At 71.8% G+C, this 18,384-nt stretch carries 14 protein-coding genes; 9 read left to right on the top strand and 5 right to left on the bottom strand.

Going from position 1 to position 18,384, the window contains the following annotated elements; all coding sequences use genetic code 11:
* The first annotated feature begins 475 nt into the window (after positions 1 to 475).
* The 3 genes from IE267_RS14345 to IE267_RS14355 are packed head-to-tail and all read left to right on the top strand — an operon-like array spanning position 476 to position 3,237.
* On the top strand, positions 476 to 979 hold the full coding sequence (locus IE267_RS14345; RefSeq protein WP_189763505.1) for a cysteine dioxygenase: 504 nt from the start codon (positions 476 to 478) through the stop codon (positions 977 to 979).
* A gap of 12 nt (positions 980 to 991) precedes the next feature.
* Positions 992 to 1,948: a 2-phospho-L-lactate transferase gene (cofD, locus tag IE267_RS14350; RefSeq protein ID WP_189763506.1), complete on the top strand. Its 957-nt coding sequence runs from the start codon at positions 992 to 994 to the stop codon at positions 1,946 to 1,948.
* On the top strand, positions 1,945 to 3,237 hold the full coding sequence (locus tag IE267_RS14355) for a coenzyme F420-0:L-glutamate ligase (protein WP_189763507.1): 1,293 nt from the start codon (positions 1,945 to 1,947) through the stop codon (positions 3,235 to 3,237). Before cofD ends, IE267_RS14355 begins: the two co-directional genes overlap by 4 nt.
* 49 nt (positions 3,238 to 3,286) lie before the next feature.
* On the opposite strand, the gene IE267_RS14360 is transcribed toward IE267_RS14355, so the two are convergent.
* The 3 genes from IE267_RS14360 to IE267_RS14370 all read right to left on the bottom strand — a co-directional run bounded on the left by IE267_RS14360 (position 3,287) and on the right by IE267_RS14370 (position 7,097).
* A complete protein-coding gene (locus IE267_RS14360; protein WP_373304550.1) occupies positions 3,287 to 4,285 on the bottom strand; it encodes a DNA-3-methyladenine glycosylase family protein in 999 nt (332 codons plus the stop codon).
* A 364-nt stretch (positions 4,286 to 4,649) separates the two neighbouring features.
* A complete protein-coding gene (manB, locus tag IE267_RS14365; RefSeq protein WP_189763508.1) occupies positions 4,650 to 5,732 on the bottom strand; it encodes a mannose-1-phosphate guanylyltransferase in 1,083 nt (360 codons plus the stop codon).
* A gap of 105 nt (positions 5,733 to 5,837) precedes the next feature.
* Positions 5,838 to 7,097, bottom strand: coding sequence for a peptidoglycan recognition protein family protein (locus IE267_RS14370; RefSeq protein WP_189763509.1), 1,260 nt, complete (start codon positions 7,095 to 7,097; stop codon positions 5,838 to 5,840).
* A 128-nt stretch (positions 7,098 to 7,225) separates the two neighbouring features.
* Here IE267_RS14370 and IE267_RS14375 point away from each other — a divergent pair, with 128 nt between their 5' ends.
* The 4 genes from IE267_RS14375 to IE267_RS14390 all read left to right on the top strand — a co-directional run bounded on the left by IE267_RS14375 (position 7,226) and on the right by IE267_RS14390 (position 13,570).
* Entirely contained in the window at positions 7,226 to 7,978 is a 753-nt protein-coding gene (locus IE267_RS14375; protein ID WP_167152920.1) for a TIGR03089 family protein, read from the top strand.
* 194 nt (positions 7,979 to 8,172) lie between these two features.
* On the top strand, positions 8,173 to 9,753 hold the full coding sequence (locus tag IE267_RS14380; RefSeq protein ID WP_189763745.1) for an LCP family protein: 1,581 nt from the start codon (positions 8,173 to 8,175) through the stop codon (positions 9,751 to 9,753).
* A 229-nt stretch (positions 9,754 to 9,982) separates the two neighbouring features.
* Positions 9,983 to 11,719, top strand: coding sequence for an LCP family protein (locus tag IE267_RS14385; protein WP_189763510.1), 1,737 nt, complete (start codon positions 9,983 to 9,985; stop codon positions 11,717 to 11,719).
* A gap of 57 nt (positions 11,720 to 11,776) precedes the next feature.
* On the top strand, positions 11,777 to 13,570 hold the full coding sequence (locus IE267_RS14390; protein ID WP_189763511.1) for an LCP family protein: 1,794 nt from the start codon (positions 11,777 to 11,779) through the stop codon (positions 13,568 to 13,570).
* 96 nt (positions 13,571 to 13,666) lie between these two features.
* Here the strand turns inward: IE267_RS14390 and IE267_RS14395 are convergent, their stop codons facing one another.
* Positions 13,667 to 14,683: a glycosyltransferase family 2 protein gene (locus IE267_RS14395; RefSeq protein ID WP_167152917.1), complete on the bottom strand. Its 1,017-nt coding sequence runs from the start codon at positions 14,681 to 14,683 to the stop codon at positions 13,667 to 13,669.
* Positions 14,684 to 14,781: 98 nt separating this feature from the next.
* Between IE267_RS14395 and IE267_RS14400 the strand changes: the two genes are divergently transcribed.
* Positions 14,782 to 16,302, top strand: coding sequence for an LCP family protein (locus IE267_RS14400; RefSeq protein ID WP_435865658.1), 1,521 nt, complete (start codon positions 14,782 to 14,784; stop codon positions 16,300 to 16,302).
* Between the two features lie 91 nt (positions 16,303 to 16,393).
* On the opposite strand, the gene IE267_RS14405 is transcribed toward IE267_RS14400, so the two are convergent.
* Complete coding sequence (locus tag IE267_RS14405; protein WP_229861168.1) at positions 16,394 to 16,918, bottom strand: acyl-CoA thioesterase; 525 nt, start codon at positions 16,916 to 16,918, stop codon at positions 16,394 to 16,396.
* Positions 16,919 to 17,036: 118 nt separating this feature from the next.
* Here IE267_RS14405 and IE267_RS14410 point away from each other — a divergent pair, with 118 nt between their 5' ends.
* A complete protein-coding gene (locus IE267_RS14410) occupies positions 17,037 to 18,335 on the top strand; it encodes an LCP family protein (protein ID WP_189763512.1) in 1,299 nt (432 codons plus the stop codon).
* Positions 18,336 to 18,384: the final 49 nt, after the last annotated feature.

Consider the following 18,384-nt stretch of genomic DNA (forward strand, 5'->3'; position numbering starts at 1 on the left):
GCTGTGACTGCAGATGAGGACGAGACGAGTGTTGATCTTGTTGCGCCAGTACCCCAAAAGCGGCCCGGATCACATTCGGATCACGAGAGGGCAATGGCGTTTAATACGCGGTTGCTGCGCCACATCTCCCGCCCCGCGACTGCACAAACCATTCTCCGGGCCCAGTAACCGGATGAGGTGAAACAATGCCGCCAAATCGGTCATTGGGTTGACAAGGCACCCACCGACCCGGTCTCCTGGGTCGCATGTCAGCCACCACAGCGCACCGAGCGACCCACGTCCGTGGGTTCCGCAGCGCTGTCCAGGCTCGCTGTTGCTGTTCCAGCTGTTGATCGCGCGCCTCTTCTCCCACCCGCGCACCAGCTCCTCCCCCGCCTCCCCGGGACGCCCCGCGTCCGGACGGCCGCCGTCTCCTTGTTCTGCGAGACATCTCATCTGCGACACCCCAGCACTTCTGCCGAGGAACCCCCGCACCATGAACAGCAGCCACAGCGACCTCCAGATCGCCGGCGACATCCTGGAGGTCCAGCACCTCCTGCAGCCCGCCCGCGAGCACCCCGCCACGGTCGCCGAGTTCGTCGGCCTCGCCCGTGCCATCGCCGCCGACCGCTCCCAGTGGGCCCACCTGGTCCAGTACGACGCGGTCTCTCGCTGGTACCACCGGCTGCGCACCGGGCCCGGCTACGAGGTCTGGCTCCTGTCCTGGGTGCCCGGGCAGGGCAGCGGCGCCCACGACCACGGCACGTCGTCGGGCGTACTGACCGTCCTGGAGGGCGAGTTGACCGAGCGCACGGACCGGGGCGTGCGGCGGCTGTCCGACTGGTCCCAGCGGGTGTTCGCACCGGGTTACGTCCACGACGTCGTCAACGACTCCCTGGAGCCGGCCGTCAGCCTGCACGTCTACTACCCGGGGCTGACCGACATGGCGATGTACGCCGGCGAGGCCACCCCGGCGACCCAGGATGTCGTACCCGCCTGACACACTCTGTGCATGCGCATTGTGGTTCTGGCAGGCGGCATCGGTGGTGCCCGCTTCCTCCGTGGTCTCAAGTCCGCCGCCCCCGACGCGGACATCACCGTCATCGGCAACACAGGTGACGACATCCATCTGTTCGGACTGAAGGTCTGCCCCGACCTCGACACCGTGATGTACACCCTGGGCGGCGGCATCAACGAGGAGCAGGGCTGGGGGCGTACGGACGAGTCCTTCACGGTCAAGGATGAGCTCGCCGCCTACGGCGTGGGCCCCGAGTGGTTCGGCCTCGGCGACCGCGACTTCGCGACCCACATCGTCCGTACGCAGATGCTCGGCGCGGGCTACCCGCTCAGCTCCGTCACCGAGGCGCTGTGCGCCCGCTGGCAGCCCGGGGTCCGGCTCATCCCGATGTCCGACGACCGCGTCGAGACGCACGTGGCCATCGACGTGGACGGCGAGCGCAAGGCCGTCCACTTCCAGGAGTACTGGGTGAAGCTGCGGGCCTCCGTGGACGCGCAGGCCGTGGTGCCGGTCGGCGCCGAGCAGGCCAAGCCCGCGCCCGGCGTCCTCGAAGCCATCGCCGCGGCCGACGTCATCGTCTTCCCGCCGTCCAACCCGGTCGTCTCGGTCGGCACCATCCTGGCCGTGCCCGGCATCCGCGAGGCGATCGCCGAGGCGGGCGTGCCGGTGGTCGGCCTCTCCCCCATCGTCGGCGACGCCCCGGTGCGCGGCATGGCCGACAAGGTGCTCGCGGCGGTCGGCGTGGAGTCCACGGCCGCGGCGGTCGCCGAGCACTACGGCTCGGGGCTGCTCGACGGCTGGCTGGTCGACACCGTGGACGCCGGATCGGTGGCCGGGATCGAGGAGGCGGGCATCCGCTGCCGGGCCGTGCCGCTGATGATGACGGACCTGGACGCGACGGCCGCGATGGCCCGCGAGGCCCTCGCGCTGGCGGAGGAGGTCCGCGCGTGAGCCCCGCTTCCTTCCGGGTCTGGGCGCTGCCGGGTCTGCCCGAGGTACGGGCCGGTGACGACCTCGCCAAACTGATCGCGGCGGCCGAGCCGGGCCTCGTCGACGGCGACATCCTGCTCGTCACCTCGAAGATCGTCTCCAAGGCGGAGGGCCGGATCACCGAGGCCGCCGACCGCGAGGCCGCCATCGACGCCGAGACGGTGCGGGTGGTCGCGCGGCGCGGCACCCTGCGCATCGTCGAGAACCGGCAGGGCCTGGTGATGGCCGCGGCCGGTGTGGACGCCTCCAACACACCTGCCGGGACGGTCCTGTTGCTGCCCGAGGACCCGGACGCCTCGGCGGCCGCGATCCGCGCCGGGCTGCGCGACACGCTCGGCGTCGAGGTCGGCGTGATCGTCACGGACACCTTCGGGCGGCCCTGGCGCAGCGGTCTGACGGACGTGGCGATCGGCGCCAGTGGCGTACGCGTCCTGGACGACCTGCGCGGCGGCACGGACGCGCACGGCAATCCGCTGAGCGCGACGATCATCGCGCTCGCCGACGAACTGGCCGCCGCGGGCGACCTCGTGAAGGGCAAGGCCGGCGGCCTCCCGGTCGCCGTGGTCCGCGGGCTCGGGCATCTGGCGGGCGAGGGTTCGGCCCGCGAGATGGTCCGCTCGGCCGTCGACGACATGTTCCGCCTGGGCACCTCCGAGGCGGTACGGGAGGCGGTCACCCAGCGGCGTACGGTGCGGGCGTTCACGGCCGAGCCCGTCGACCCGGGCGCGGTGCGGCGCGCGGTGGCGGCCGCGGTGACCGCGCCCGCCCCGCACCACACGACGCCCTGGCGGTTCGTGCTGCTCGAATCCGAGGAGTCCCGCACCCGGCTGCTGGACGCGATGCGGGACGCCTGGATCGCGGACCTGCGCCGCGACGGCAAGTCCGAGGAGTCGATCGCCAAGCGGGTCGCCCGGGGCGAAGTCCTGCGCGCCGCACCGTACTTGGTGGTCCCCTGCCTGGTGATGGACGGCTCGCACAGCTACGGCGACGCCCGCAGGGACGGCGCCGAACGCGAGATGTTCGTCGTCGCCATGGGCGCCGGCGTGCAGAACTTCCTGGTCGCCCTCGCGGGCGAGCGGCTCGGCTCGGCGTGGGTGTCCTCGACGATGTTCTGCCGCGATGTCGTACGGGAAGCCCTCGACCTGCCGGAGGGCTGGGACCCGATGGGCGCGGTGGCGGTGGGCCATGCGGCCGAGCCGCCGCGGGAGCGGCCCGCGCGGGAGGCCTCGGCGTTCGTCGAGGTGCGCTGAGCGCGCCCGCCGCCCCCAACGCTGAGCGCGCCCGCCGCCCCCAACTCCCTTACAGGACCGCGATGTTGTTGGGCTGAAGGCGCGGGGCCCGGCGCGCCGGGGTGCGTCCGCTGAGCAGGATCAGGCGGGCGGCCCGGTGGCGCTGGCCCGCGTACGGTTCGAGCAGGGCCAGCATCTCGTCGTCGTCGGCGTGGCGGTTGCCGCCGAGGGCGTGACCGATGATGCCGGGCAGGTGGAAGTCGCCGACCGTCACCAAGTCGGCCGCGCCGATGGCCCGTTGGAGGGTTTCGGCGGCCGTCCAGGGGCCGATGCCGGGAATCAGCTGGAGCCGCTCGGCGGCCTTGTACTGGTCCATCGTCGCGGCCTCCTCCATGCGGCGGGCCACCCGCACCGCGCGCATGACGGTGTCCGAGCGCTTGGAGTCGACGCCGGCGCGGTGCCATTCCCAGGACGGGATCAGCGCCCACGCCCGGGCGTCGGGCATGACGTACATGCCTTCGGGGGCGCCGGGAGCCGGCTCCCCGAACCCGCGCACGAGCAGGCGCCAGGCGCGGTACGCCTCGGTCGTGGTGACCTTCTGCTCCAGGATCGAGGGGATCAGGGACTCCAGGACGAGTCCGGTACGGGTCAGGCGCAGGCCGGGGCGGTCGCGGTGGGTCTCCGCGAGGAAGCGGTGCCGGGGGGTGAAGGCGTCGGGGTCGTCCAACTCGCCCAGAAGGGAAGGTAGTTGGTCCAGGACCCATTCCGCGCCCTCGCCCCACGCCTCGGCGTGCGCGGCGCCCTGTGCGGCGGTCACCCGCAGGGTGGCGGGGCCGGCGGGGGTCCTCGACGTGCGCCAGTACGCGCCGTCGGGGGTGGCGCGGAAGGTCGGGTCGCCCTGGCCGCGCCGGAGCGGGCCCAGCGTGAGGGCAAGGTCGAGCGGGCCGCGGCGGGGAGCCCAGGTCCGGGTCCGCGTCCGCCCTGCGGGGCGGGGGGTGGGGATGCCGGTGCGGCTGCCGGTGCCGGTGCGGCTGCCGGTGCCGGTGCGGGGGGTGAATCGTCCTGCCACGCCTCCGAGGGTACGGGGTCCCTCCGGGGGGTGGGGGGTGCTGCGGTGCCCTGGGGCTGCGCCCCAGACCCCGTTCGCGCCTGAAGGGCGCTCGTCCTCAAACGCCGGACGGGCTGTAGGTGCCCCAGTACCGGTACGGCCAGGGGCGCGGGGAACGGCGCGAAAAGCGACCACGGTGCAAGGACAACGGCGGGTTCTTGGGGGCGCGGGGAACGGCGCGACCAGCCACGCACGGTCCGTAGCCGATGAACCCTCCCCCGGAGGCCACGCGGCGGAGCCGCAGAGTGTCCGTGCGACCGGCCACCCCGCCCACAGCCACCGCAGGCCGGGACCGGAGCGGAGTCCGGCAGGTGGCCGGGCGGGGTTACTGGTCCGAGGAGAAGCGGAGGGAGGCCGCGGGGAGCAGGGCGTCGCACCACACCCGCACCCCCTCGCGGAGCTCGTTGTCCGGGCCCACCCGCGCGCCGTCCCCCACGACCGCCCCGGACAGGACCGTGCGCGCCCCGATCCGCGCCCCGGCCCCGACGAGCGAGTCCGTGATCACCGCGCCGGGCTCGACGACCGCGTCGGCCAGGATCGCGCTGCCGACGATGCGCGCCCCCGCGCCCACCACCGCCCCGTGGCCCACCACCGTGCCACCCGTCAGCTTCGCGTCGGGGGCGACCTGCGCGGTCGGCAGGACCAGCCGGTCGCCGCAGCGGCCGGGCACCGCGGGGGACGGGGCGCGGCCGAGGACCAGGTCGGCCGAGCCGCGGACGAAGGCCTGCGGGGTGCCGAGGTCCAGCCAGTACGTCGAGTCGACCATGCCCTGGAGGTGGGCGCCCCGCGCGAGCAGCCCGGGGAACGTCTCCCGCTCGACGGAGACCGGCCGGCCCGCCGGGATCTCGTCGATGACCGAGCGCCGGAACACGTACGCCCCGGCGTTGATCTGGTCCGTGACGATCTCCTCGGGCGTCTGCGGCTTCTCCAGGAACGCCGTGACCCGGCCGGTCGGGTCGGTGGGGACCAGACCGAACGCCCTCGGATCGTCGACCCGGGTCAGATGCAGGGAGACGTCCGCGCCGGACGAGCGGTGGGTGTCCACGAGGGCCCGGATGTCCAGGCCCGTCAGGATGTCACCGTTGAAGATCAGCACCGGCTCGTCGGGCCCGGAACGCAGCCGCGAGGCCACGTTGCGGATGGCTCCGCCCGTGCCGAGCGGCTCGTCCTCGGTGACGTACTCGATGGAGAGGCCGAGCGAGGAGCCGTCCCCGAAGTAGGGCTCGAACACCTCGGCCAGGTACGACGTCGCCAGGACGATGTGGTCGACGCCCGCCGCGTGGGCCCGGGCCAGCTGATGGGTGAGGAAGGGCACGCCCGCCGCCGGCACCATCGGCTTGGGCGTGTTCACGGTGAGCGGGCGCAGTCTCGTGCCCTTGCCGCCGACCAGGAGGATCGCTTCTGTCACCTGTCGTCTCTGCTTCCTGCTGGGGCCGGCCTCGGCGTTGCGTCGGGTTTCCGCGCAACGCCCGGCCGGCCAGTGTATGCAGACCGCTCGGCTGCTCACACCGGGTCAGCGCCGGCCCTGGAAGTGGGCCGCGGTGGTCCGGGCGCTGCCGAGCCTGCCGTACAGGCGCGCCCCCGGGCAGTCGGTGGCGAAGCCGTCGCGGTGGCCGGCGATGGCGTTGAACCTGACGCTGCGCCCCTTCTTGTAGCGGTTGCCGCCGCCGGAGACGAGGGTGCTCTTGCCCGCCGGGTTCACCCCGTACAGACCGAGTTTCCAGGCCGCGAGTTGCTCGACGGCCTTGAGTGCGGCGGCCGACGGGTTGGTGTTCGAGTAGGTGCCGAGGACCGCGATGCCGGTGCTGTTGGTGTTGAACCCGAGCGTGTGCGCGCCCATCACCGCCTTGGTCACGCCCCCGGCCCGGCCCTCGTAGATGTTTCCGCACTTGTCGACCGCGAAGTTGTAGCCGATGTCACGCCAGCCGCTGCTCTTCACGTGGTAGCGGTAGATGCTGCGCAGGACGGAGGGTGCCTGGGCGCAGCTGTATCCGTTGCCCGACGCCGAGTGGTGGACGAAGGCGACCTTGACGCTGTTGGTGTAGACGTAGCCGCGCTCGCGCAGCCGTTCGTCGGCGCCCCAGCCCTTGCGCGTGATGATGCGCGGCCGCGCCCCGACGTACGGGCGGGCGGCCTCGGCCCCGCTCGCCCCGGCCGCCTCGGCCCCGCTCGCGGCGCTGTCGAGCGCGGGCAGCACATCGGGCTCCCGCAGCGCCCGGCTGCTGTCGCCCGCGTCGCCCTCGGCGGGGTCGGCGCCCGGGTCGACGAGGTCCAGGCGCAGCCCCCTGGGCAGCGGCTCGCCCTCGGCGTCGGCGGCCCGTACACGTGCCTCGACCGCGTCCGAGTCGCCCACCCACAGCGGGGCGGTGGAGCCGTGCAGCGGGCCGGCGGCCTCGGCGGTGCCGGGGTCGGCGCCGTGGTCGTGGTTGTGGGTCTCCAGGTCCTGCCAGGCCGACCAGGTGCCGGCGGCACGGGCCCGGGTGCGCACCTGGACACTGCCGTTCAGTTCCTCGTCGGCGTTGTCCCAGACCACCCCGACCAGCGAGAAGGGCCGCACTTCCCGCTGGGCCAGGCCCTCTTGGGAGGCGTCGCCCGCCGCGCGGCCCCGGCCGGACAGGGGCTCCATCGGCAGCGACTGGGTGGAGCCGGCGAGTTCCGCCGTGGTCCGCGGTGCGGCGGCGGGCGACGCCGCGACGGGCGCCGTGGCCGCCAGAGGAAGGGCGAGGGCCGCGACGGCGGCCACTCCGATCGAAGACGCAAGAAGGCTACGCATGCTGACGATCGTGGACATACCTCAATAAATCTGTCCATAGGTGATCTGACGATCCGTCGGCCAACCGGTGTACGCGCCGCGCCCACCTCGGCCGGTTCCGCTCGGCCGCGCCGCGTAGCCTTGCCCGCGTGAACGCCAGCGACCGCACCCCTGCCGACCTGCTGCGATCCGCGCTCGCCGCGGACCCGGGCCGCCCCTTCATCACCTTCTACGACGACGCCACCGGCGAACGCGTGGAACTGTCCGTCGCCACCTTCGCCAATTGGGTGGCCAAGACCGCGAATCTGCTCCAGGGCGATCTGGCCGCCGCGCCCGGCGACCGGCTCGCGCTGCTGCTCCCCGCGCACTGGCAGAGCGCCGTCTGGCTGATGGCCTGCCACTCGGTGGGCGTGACCGCGGAGATCGGCGGCGACCCGGCCGCGGCCGACCTCGTGGTCAGCGGCCCCGACACCCTGGACGAGGCCCGCGCCTGCACCGGCGAGCGGGTGGCGCTCGCGCTGCGCCCGCTCGGCGGCCGCTTCCCGCAGCCGCCCGCCGGGTTCGCCGACTACGCCGTCGAGGTGCCGAGCCAGGGGGACCGTTTCGCGCCGTTCTCGCCGGTCGACCCGGACGCCCCCGCGCTCGCCGTGGACGGCGGGGAACTGAGCGCCGCCGAGCTCGTGGCACGGGCCGGAGCCGAGGCCGCCGAGCTCGGACTCGGCTCCGGTTCGCGGCTGCTCTCGGCGCTGGCGTACGACGGCTGGACGGGTCTCGCGAGCGGTCTGTACGCCCCGCTCGCCTCCGGCGGCTCGGTCGTCCTGTGCCGCAACCTGGCCCAACTGGCCGACGGCGGGCTCGAGAAGCGGGCCGAGAGCGAGCGGGTCACGCACCGCTCGCTCTGACCGCGGACCCGTGATTCCGCACGGACCCCGCACCGATCTCCACCCTTGTGGCCCACCCCCGGGCCCGCCCCCGGGCTCCGGCGGTACCCGCGGTAGATGATCGACCGTACGCACAACCATGCGTGCGATTCGGCCGTCTACCGGGGTGCCCGGCGGCGCGACGCGCCCGCCGACTCCCGTGATGGCCCGTGAGGATGGACGCCGACGTGACCGACAGTGCTGGCACGCCCCCCGAACCGGAGGACCCGGCCGGGACCGAGCAGCCACCGCCGGCCACCGGCACGACGAACAGCGCCAAGAACCCCAAGAACCCCAAGAACGCCAAGAATTCCAAGAGGCCGAAGAGCGCGAAGAAGAACACGGCGGCGGCCGAGGACGCCGGGGCGGCGGCGGCCGGCGGCACCGCTTCGGACACCGGTCCGGCGCCGGAGACCGGGGAGTCGGCCGGCCCCGCCCCGGAGGCGGAAGCGGACACCGCGTCGGCATCGGACCCCGGACCGGCCGGGGACACCGAACGACCCGAGGGCACCGGCCGGTCCGAGGACACCGCATCCGGCCCCGGCCCCGGCCCCGAACCGGCGACGGGCAACGGCACGGCGGCCGACGGCACCGCTTCCGTCACCGAGGACGCCAAGGGCCGTCGCCACTGGCTGCGTTGGACCGCGCTCGGCGTCTCCGTCGTCGTCCTCGCGGCGGCCGGTACCGGCTGGTGGTTCTACCGGAAGCTCGACGGCAACATCCAGACGGACACCACCGCCGCGCACGAGCTGGACAAGTACGAGCACGACCGGCCCGCCGCCGTCGTGCACGACGCGCAGAACCTGCTGCTCATCGGCTCGGACTCGCGCGCGGGCAACAACTCCGCCTACGGCAGGGACGACGGCGGCAGCCAGCGCTCGGACACCACGATCCTGCTGCACCTGGCGGCCGACCGGCGCAGCGCCACCGCCGTCTCGCTGCCGCGCGACCTGATGGCGGACATCCCCGCCTGCGGCCGGCCGGACGGCAGCAGCACCAAGGCCCAATTCGCCCAGTTCAACTCGGCGTTCGAGATCGGCGGCGCCGCCTGCACGATCCGCACGGTCGAGAAGATGACCGGGGTGCGGATCGACCACCACGTGGTGGTCGACTTCAGCGGGTTCAAGGACATGGTCGACGCGGTGGACGGCGTCGAGGTCTGTCTCAAGGAACCCGTCGACGACCGCCAGGCCCACCTCAAGCTCCCGGCCGGACGCCAGACCCTGCGCGGCGAGCAGGCGCTCGGCTTCGTCCGGTCCCGGCACGGTTTCGGGGACGGCAGCGACACCCAACGCATGGACCGCCAGCAGCAGTTCCTCGGTTCGCTGATGAAGAAGGTGCAGAGCAACGGGGTGTTGCTCAATCCGGCCCGGCTCTACCCGGTCCTGGACGCGGCGACGAAGTCCCTCACCACCGACCCCGGGCTCAACACCCTCGGCGACCTGTACGACCTGGTGCGCTCGATGCGGGACATCCCGACCGAGAACATCCACTTCCTGACCGTTCCGCGACAGCCCTATGTCTACGACGGCAACCGCGACGAGCTCGTACAGCCCGACGCCGACCGGCTCTTCAAGCAGGTGCGCGACGACCAGCCGATCAAGGTGGCGGCCGCGGCGGACGTGGAGAAGGCCAAGGAGGGGACGAAGAAGGGGGACGGCCAGGACGACAAACCGGACGATCCGGACCCCTCGTCCAGCCCATCGGCGCCGCCCGTCTACTCGGGTACGGATGCCGCTTCCGGCATGTGCGGCTAGGCGGCGCGCTGGTGGGAGACCTGTGAATTCCGCGTGCGCGTCAACGAATTGGTGCCAAATGCCCGGTTATAAAGGGCGTGGAATTTGTCACGGCCGTCGCTCACGGCCGAACTGGCCAGATAGTGTGACGCGATCCAGTGCTACCGGCCGCCGGGCCGTGCACTGCAGGAGCGAACGATTGAGCGCTTTGGGGGAAGCGACTCGGCACCGACGGAGGACAGAAGCAACCGTGGATGCGCAGAGCCGTGGGCGGGCCGATGAAGTCGACCCCGCAGACCAGTGGGTCCTCAACCCGAAAACGGGCACTTACGAATTGCGACTGAATCCTTCCGGAACGCAGTCGAATTCCGGCCCCAGTCGGTCGTCCACGGGTCGGGTTTCCACCAGAAAAACCGACCAATCGGAACGTTCCGGACGCCGTGAGGTGCCCGGACAGCGCAACCGCCGGGCCGGCAAGGCCCCCGCCGGGGAGTCCCCCGACGGCCAGGGCCGCCGCAAGCGCAAGCCGAAGGCGACGCGCAAGAAGAAGGTTCTGCTGTGGACGGGCGGGGTGATGGGGTTCGTCCTCGTCGTCGGCTCGGGCGGCGCGTACTGGCTCTACCAGCACTTCAACGGCAACATCAACACCGTTGACGTGGGCGACGCGGGCAGCAAGAGCTCGGTGCCCGACGGGGCGTTTAACATCCTGGTCATCGGCACCGACAAGCGCACCGGGGCGGGCAACGCGGGGTACGGCGACGCCGGCAGCGAGGGCCACGCCGACACCAACATCCTCTTCCACGTCTCGGCGGACCGGACCAACGCGACCGCGATGTCCATCCCGCGCGACATGATCACCGACATCCCGGCCTGCCCGACCAAGCAGAAGGACGGCACCACCAAGACGGTGCCGGGCGAGAAGAACGTGCGCTTCAACACCAGCCTGGGCCAGGAGGGCCGCGACCCGGGCTGCACGATGCGTACGGTCAAGAAGCTCACCGGCCTCACCGTCGACCACTTCATGATGGCCGACTTCAACGCCGTCAAGCAGTTGTCCACGGCGGTCGGCGGCGTCAAGGTCTGCCTGGAGAAGCCGGTCAACGACCCCAAGTCGCATCTGAAGCTGCCGGCCGGTCAGAGCGTCGTGAAGGGCGAGCAGGCCCTCGCCTTCGTACGGACCCGGCACAGCTTCGGCAACGAGAGCGACCTCGACCGGATCAAGCAGCAGCAGCAGTTCATCGGCTCGATGATCCGGCAGATGAAGTCGGACGACACGCTGGGCAGCCCGACCAAGATGTACGGGCTCGCGGACGCGGCGACCAAGGCGCTCACGGTCGACTCGGGGATAGGCAGTATCAAGAAGCTGACCGACCTCGCCCAGGTGCTCGGCAAGATCGACGCCAAGAACATCACCTTCGCCACGCTGCCGGTCATCGACAACCCGGCCGAGGGCAAGCACCACGTCACGGTCGTGCCCGACCCGACGAAGGCCGACGCGCTGTTCGCGATGATGCGCGCCGACACCTCGCTCACCGAGGTGAAGAAGAAGGAGGCGGACGCCAAGAGCGCGGCCGCCGCCGAGGAGGCCGCCCGCCTCAACGGCCCGCGCGCCAAGTCCTCGGACGTACGGGTCACCGTGCTCAACGGCGGCGCCGCGGCGGGCTCCGCCGGGGTGATGGTCACCTGGCTGCAGAACCAGCAGGGCGTGCTCAAGTCGAGCAACGGCTCGAACGCGCCGCAGAAGGTGCCCGCCACGGTCCTGACGTACGCGCCGAACCAGGCCGACCAGGCCCGCAAGCTCGCGGATCTGCTCGGGCTCGGCGCCGCGGCCCTGAAGCCGGGCACGAAGGACGCCGTGGCCAAGGAGCCGATGGTGCTGACCCTCGGCCCCGACTTCAAGCAGGCGGGATCACCCATCGCCGCTCCGGCCAAGGCACCGGAGGGCATCCAGAAGGTCGAAGCCGACAAGTCGGTGTGCGCCAAATAACAGACTCACGGCCCGACCGGGCCTCAGGGGGAGTCTGAACGACAGGGGGGTATCGGGGTGGGCAGAAACAGCGTGCGCGGGGAGGGGCCGCACGGACGCGTGGAGCGCGCGGGCGAACTCGGCTGGGACGAGAGCCTGTACGAGGACGACGCGTCCGGCAGCGCGGCGGGGGGCCGCGGATCGGGCGGCCCGCGGGAAGCGGCCGCGTCGGACGGCTCCGGCACGTCCGGGGGCGCGACGGGCTCCGGCGACGCGGGCCGGGGTGATGCGGGCTCGGGCGACACGGGCTCCGCCGGTGCGGGCTCGGGCGATGCGGCGGCCGGCAGCGGTCACCGCAGAGGCGGCTCGCGCAGACGGGAAAAGAAACGCAAGCACCGAATACTGAAATGGACCGCGATCGCCCTCGCGGTCCTCATATTCGGGACGGCCGGCGCCGGCTACCTCTACTACCAGCACCTCAACGCCAACATCCGCAAGGGCGACCGCAGTGCGGGCGGCAGCGACGCCAAGAAGGCCGCGCCCAACGCCCAGGGCCAGACCCCGCTGAACATCCTCCTCATCGGCTCCGACAGCCGGAACTCCGACGAGAACGTCGCGCTCGGCGGCGCCAAGAAGGACCGCGGCGGCGATCCGCACGCGGACGTGCAGATGCTGCTGCACGTCTCCGCCGACCGCAAGAACGCCTCGGTCGTGAGCATCCCGCGCGACACCCGGGTGGACGTGCCCGAGTGCAAGGACACCGAGAAGAACAAGGTCAACCCGCCCACCAACGCCATCATCAACGAGGCGCTCGGACGCGGCGGCGCAGGCTGCGTCCTGGACACCTGGGAGAAGCTCACCGGCATCTACATCGACCACTGGATGATGGTCGACTTCGCCGGTGTCGTGGCCATCTCGGACGCGGTGGGCGGCGCGGACGTCTGTGTGAAGCAGAACATCGACGACCACCCCACCAGGGCCCAGCCCGGCGGCTCGCATCTGCACCTCAGCGCCGGCACCCACAACGTGAAGGGCGAGCAGGCCCTCCAGTGGCTGCGCACCCGGCACGCCTTCGGCAGCGACATCGGCCGCTCCCAGGCCCAGCACATGTACATGAACTCGGTGATCCGCAACCTCAAGGACCAGGACGCGTTCACCGACACGGGCCGCCTGATGGACATCGCCGAGACCGCGACCAAGTCGCTCAAGGTCTCGGCGGAGCTCGGCACCGTCAAGAAGCTGTTCGACCTGGGCATGGAGCTCAAGGACATCCCCATGGACCGCATCAACATGCTGACCATGCCACGGCTGCCCGACCCCAAGGACCCGGACGCCCATGTGATTCCGGACAAGGCCAAGGCCGACCCGCTGTGGGCGATGCTGCGCGACGACAAGCCGCTGGACAGCAAGGACGACGCCAAGCCCGCGGCCCCGCCGGCCAAGGGCCCGGCCGCCGCTTCCCCGGGCTCGCTCGCGGTGAACGTGGTCAACGGCACCGGCACCGACGGCCGCGTGGCGGTCAAGGGCCGGGCCACCGAGGTGGTCAACGCCCTCAAGGCCAAGGGCTTCACGAAGGCCGCGACGGGCTCCAGCGCCCCCGCCCCGACCAGCGAGGTCGACTATCCCAAGGGCGCCGGCGCCCAGGGCAAGTCGGACGCGGAGTCGGTCGCGACCGCGCTCGGCCTGCCCGCGAGCGCGGTCAAGGCCGCCGACGTCAAGGGCCTGACCCTGGTGGTCGGCGGCGACTGGCGCACCGGCGCGAGCTACCCCAAGCAGGACCCGAAGGCCACCGACCCGCTCAAGGACACCGAGACGGTCAACGGCGCCGACAAGGGCGCCTGCATGGAGGTCTACGCGCCCTACCGCTTCTAGCCCGCGTACGGAACCGCGTACGGCCCGTGCGCGTACGAGAGGGGCGCCCGGTGCTCTCAAGCACCGGGCGCCCCTCTTCCGTTCGTTCCGTCAGCGTCAGACGGAAGTGGTCCGCACGGCCGGGCGGCGGCTCGCGATGACCTTCCGCGCCAGCGCCTTGGGGCTGGTGAGGAAGCCGAAGCCCCACGACATGTGCATGGTGGCCAGCGCCACCGGGATCTGCGCACGGGCCTTGAGCGAGAGCCCCTTGCCGGCCGGCAGCGAGCCCGCGGCGATCGCGGCCAGGTAACCGGCCGGAACCACGAACCCCCACGGCGTGAGCAGCGCGCCCACCACGACACCCGCGGCGATCGCGCAGACGGCGGTCGGCGGCGCCAGGTAGCGCAGGTTGATGGAACCCTCGTGGTAGCGGGCCACCACGTGGCGCCAACGCCCGTAGTCCTTGTACTGCTTGGCGAGCGCCTTCACCGAAGGGCGCGGCCGGTACTGCACCTTGAGCTCGGGCGAGAACCAGATGAGGCCGCCGGCCTCCCTGATCCGGAAGTTCAGCTCCCAGTCCTGGGCGCGGATGAACTCCACGTTGTAGCCGCCCTGTTGCTCCAGGGCCTCACGGCGGAAGACGCCCAGGTACACGGTCTCGGCGGGGCCGGCCGCGCCTCCGGTGTGGAAGGCCGCGTTGCCGACGCCGATCTTCGAGGTCATCGCGGCGGCGACCGCGTCCTCCCAGGCGTTCTCGCCCTCGGCGTGCATGATGCCGCCGACGTTCTGCGCGCCGGTCTCCTCCAGGAGGCGTACGGCGGTGGCGATGTAGTTCTGCGAGAGCATGCCGTGGCCGTCGACGCGCACCACGATCGGGTGGCGGGAGGCCTTGATGGCGGCGTTCAGGGCCGCGGGCGTGCGGCCGGTGGGATTGGGCACGGTGTGGACGCGGGGGTCCTCGCGCACCAGCTCGGCGGCGATCTCGTCGGTGCGGTCCGTGGACGGCCCGAGCGCGATCACCACCTCCATCTCGCCCTCGTACTCCTGCTCCAGGATGTGACGGACCGAGTTGCGCAGATGCCGCTCCTCATTGAGAACCGGCATGATCACGGAAACAGCAGGCGTGGCGTTCATCGGTGGTCACGTTACCGCGAACGGGGGACAAGGTCGCGCGGCGGCCGGGCGGTGCACGGGGTAGCTGATCGTATGGGCCTACGGTGCTCAAGATCCCCCTGTCGCACCCGCGGAGGTCCCCCGTGCCCACGCCGCCCCGCCCGCGCCCCGTACGACCCGGAAAGCCCCGCAGCAGACAGCAGGACGAGCGCCCCCGCTGGGGCATGCGCCTCGCGACCACCCTGTCCGTCCTGGTGCTCGGCGCGGGCGGGGTCGGCCATGCGGTGGTGACCAGCCTGGACGGCGGAATCGGCCGGGTGGACCCGTTCCGGGACATGAAGAACCGGCCGCAGGGCAGCCGGGGCACCAACATCCTGCTGGTCGGCACCGACGGGCGCGACAAGATCACGCCCGAGGAGAAGCAGAAGTACCGGCTCGGCGGGGCGCCCTGCCACTGCACCGACACGATCATGATGGTGCACGTGTCGGCGGACCGGGACCGGGTCAGTGTCGTGAGCCTGCCGCGCGACTCCTACGCCGAGGTCCCCGAGCACACCGACGAGGCCACCGGCCAGCACCACCCCCAGCATCCGGTGAAGCTGAACGCGGCCTACGCCGAGGGCGGGCCCTCGCTCACCGTGCGCACCGTCGAGAACATGACGGGCCTGAAGATCGACCACTATCTGGAGGTCGACTTCACCAGCTTCATGAAGACGGTCGACGTCGTCGGCGGTGTCCAGATCTGCACGGCCCGCCCCATGAAGGACTCCTACACGGGCCTCGACCTGACGGCCGGCACCCACCAGCTGGGCGGCGGCGAGGCCCTCCAGTACGTCCGCTCCCGCCACACCGACGGCTCCGCCGACCTGGGCAGGATGCAGCGCCAGCAGCGCTTCCTCGCCGCGCTCCTGGAGAAGGCGACGAGCAACGGGGTGCTCCTGAACCCGGTGAAGTTCCGCGAGGTCGCCCAGTCCCTGCTCTCCTCGGTCCGGGCCGACGAGGGCTTCGGGGTCGAGGAGATGCTGAGCTTCACCGCCGCGATGAAGGGCTTCTCGCCCTCCTCGTCGGACTTCACGACCGTGCCGCTGGGGCAGCTCGGCGTGCAGATCAAGGGCATCGGCTCGACCGTGAAGTGGGACGAGGCGAAGTCCAAGAAGCTGTTCCAGCTGCTCCACGACGACCAGCCCCTGGCCCCCCACGCCCCGCCGAAGCCCGCCCCGAAACCGGCCGCCAAGGACGCGAAGCCACCGGAGCCGCGCAAGGCACCGGGCTCGATCGTCGAGGTCGCCCCGGACCAGATCAAGGTGCAGGTCTTCAACGGGACCCGCACCGACGGACTCGGCCGCCGGGTGGACGACGCGCTGCACGCGACCGGCTTCAAGACCACCGGAGCACCCCGGGCCAGCACCAACCTCGACATGCACCGCACCCTGATCGAGTTCGACCCGCGCTGGGACCGCTCGGCGAAGTCCCTCGCGCTCGCCCTGCCGGGCAGCGAGCTGCGCGCGGTCAAGGGGCTCGGCGCCACGATGAAGGTGACGGCGGGCGCCGACTTCAAGGACGTCGTGCCGGTACGGGCCGAGGAGCAGCCGCAGGGCGACTTCGGCACGGTCACCGGCGACCGGGTGGTCTGCCCCTGACCTGCGAGTACGGCCAGCTGCGCACGGACCGCCCGGTTCCCCGGCTCGGGACGGGCATCCGGCTCCGGGCGGGCATCCGGCTCGGGGCGGGCTAGTCGCCCAGGCCCTCGGCGGCGCGCTTCTCGCGCAGGTCCATGATCGCGCGGCGCCGGGCGAGCCGGTGGGTGCGGCGGATCTGGGCCTCCTGGTAGCGGCGCTCGTCGCGCTCGGTCTCCGGGACCACCGGCGGCACCGGGCGGGGCTTGCCGTCGGCGTCCACGGCCGCGAAGACGAGGTAGGCGGAGCCCACCTGCTGGGCCGGGGTCGACTCGTTCCAGCGCTCGGCAAGGACCCGGACGCCGACCTCCATGGAGGACCGGCCCGTCCAGTTGACCTGTGCCTTCACATGGACCAGGTCCCCGACCCTGACCGGCATGAGGAACGCCATCTCGTCCATCGAGGCGGTGACCGCCGGCCCGCCCGAGTGCCGCCCCGCGACCGCGCCCGCCGCGTCGTCCACCAGCTTCATGATCACGCCGCCGTGCACCGTGCCGAGGAGGTTGGTGTCGTGGGTGGTCATGATGTGGCTCAGGGTGGTTCGGGAGGCCGAGGTCGGCTTGCCCGGAAGATCAGTCATGCGTTCTACTTTAGGCGCCATACGATTTCCGGCTCATTGCATCAGCTGTGCAACAGCCCTGCTCCGAATTACCCCCTGCCCTGTCGGCCGCCGGGGGCCGCCGTGCATGCTGGTCCGCATGAACGAATGGCCCGACGCCCGCAATGGCAACGCCCGCGGAAACGGTGAGGACGCCTACGGCCGCGGCAGCTCCGCCGCGCAGCCCGAGGGCGCGCGCCGGATGCGGCACGTGCAGCGGCCCGTCCCCCAGCAGCAGCCCGCGTACGACGACGGCTACGGACAGCCCGGCTACGCCCCGGGCGTGCCCGGCCAGGGCTCGTACGACAGCGGCTACAGCGAGGGCCACGTCTACGGCAACCCGTCCGGCCGCGGCCCGGCCGGACCCGGCGGGCCCGGCGGCCCGCAGGGGCCGCGGCGCGGCGGCGGCCGGCGGCCCGGCGCGGCGCCGAACTGGCGCAAGCGCATCACCGTCGGGGTACTGACCCTGGTCGCCGTGCTCCTGGTCACCTCGGTAGCCACGTACTTCTGGGCGGACGGCAAGGTCCGCCGCGAGGTCGACCTGTCCAAGGTCATCGACCGGCCCGACACGGGCAAGGGCACCAACTACCTGATCGTCGGCTCGGACTCCCGCGACGGCATGTCCGCCGACGAGAAGAAGAAGCTGCACACCGGCTCGGCCGACGGCAAGCGCACGGACTCGATGATCCTGCTGCACGTCGGCGACAACGGGAACACGATGGTCTCGCTGCCGCGCGACTCGTGGGTGACCATCCCCAGCTTCAAGGGCTCCGACTCCGGCAAGTCCTTCCCGTCCCCGGGCAAGAACAAGCTGAACGCGGCCTTCTCCATCGACGGCCCCGAGCTCCTCGTGCGCACCGTCGAGGCGAACACCGGCCTGCACATCGACCACTACGCGGAGATCGGCTTCGCCGGATTCGCGAACATCGTGGACGCGGTCGGCGGGGTCGAGCTCGACATCCCGCAGGACATCAAGGACAAGGACTCCGGCGCGGACTTCAAGAAGGGCAAGCAGACCCTCGACGGCCAGCAGGCCCTCGCCTTCGTCCGCAACCGGCACGGGTACGCCGCCGGTGACCTGGAGCGCACGAAGAACCAGCAGAAGTTCCTCGCCGCGCTCGCCAGCCAGACCGCGACCCCCTCGACGGTCCTCAACCCGTTCAAGCTGTACCCGGTGATGGGTGCGGGCCTGGACACCCTGATCGTCGACAAGGACATGAGCCTGTTCGATCTGGGCTCGATGTTCTGGGCGATGAAGGGCATCACCAGCGGCGACGGCCTCTCGATGAACATGCCGGTCGCGGGAGACGGCCCCCAGACCTCCCTGCTGTGGGACAAGCCGAAGGTCACGCAGCTGGTGAACGAGCTGAAGAACGACGACAAGGTGACGGTCAAGTAGCCCCGGCCACGGCCGTACGAGAAAGGGCCCGCCCCCGGTTCACCCGGGG

It is taken from the genome of Streptomyces xanthochromogenes (assembly GCF_014650455.1).
Classification (GTDB): Bacteria; Actinomycetota; Actinomycetes; order Streptomycetales; family Streptomycetaceae; genus Streptomyces; species Streptomyces xanthochromogenes.

Coding starts and splice junctions, on each gene's coding strand:
- IE267_RS14345 (WP_189763505.1), top strand. CDS start 476: ATGAACAGCAGCCACAGCGACCTCCAGATCGCCGGCGACATCCTGGAG.
- IE267_RS14380 (WP_189763745.1), top strand. CDS start 8,173: ATGGACGCCGACGTGACCGACAGTGCTGGCACGCCCCCCGAACCGGAG.
- cofD (WP_189763506.1), top strand. CDS start 992: ATGCGCATTGTGGTTCTGGCAGGCGGCATCGGTGGTGCCCGCTTCCTC.
- IE267_RS14370 (WP_189763509.1), bottom strand. CDS start 7,097: ATGCGTAGCCTTCTTGCGTCTTCGATCGGAGTGGCCGCCGTCGCGGCC.
- IE267_RS14395 (WP_167152917.1), bottom strand. CDS start 14,683: ATGAACGCCACGCCTGCTGTTTCCGTGATCATGCCGGTTCTCAATGAG.
- IE267_RS14405 (WP_229861168.1), bottom strand. CDS start 16,918: ATGACTGATCTTCCGGGCAAGCCGACCTCGGCCTCCCGAACCACCCTG.
- IE267_RS14410 (WP_189763512.1), top strand. CDS start 17,037: ATGAACGAATGGCCCGACGCCCGCAATGGCAACGCCCGCGGAAACGGT.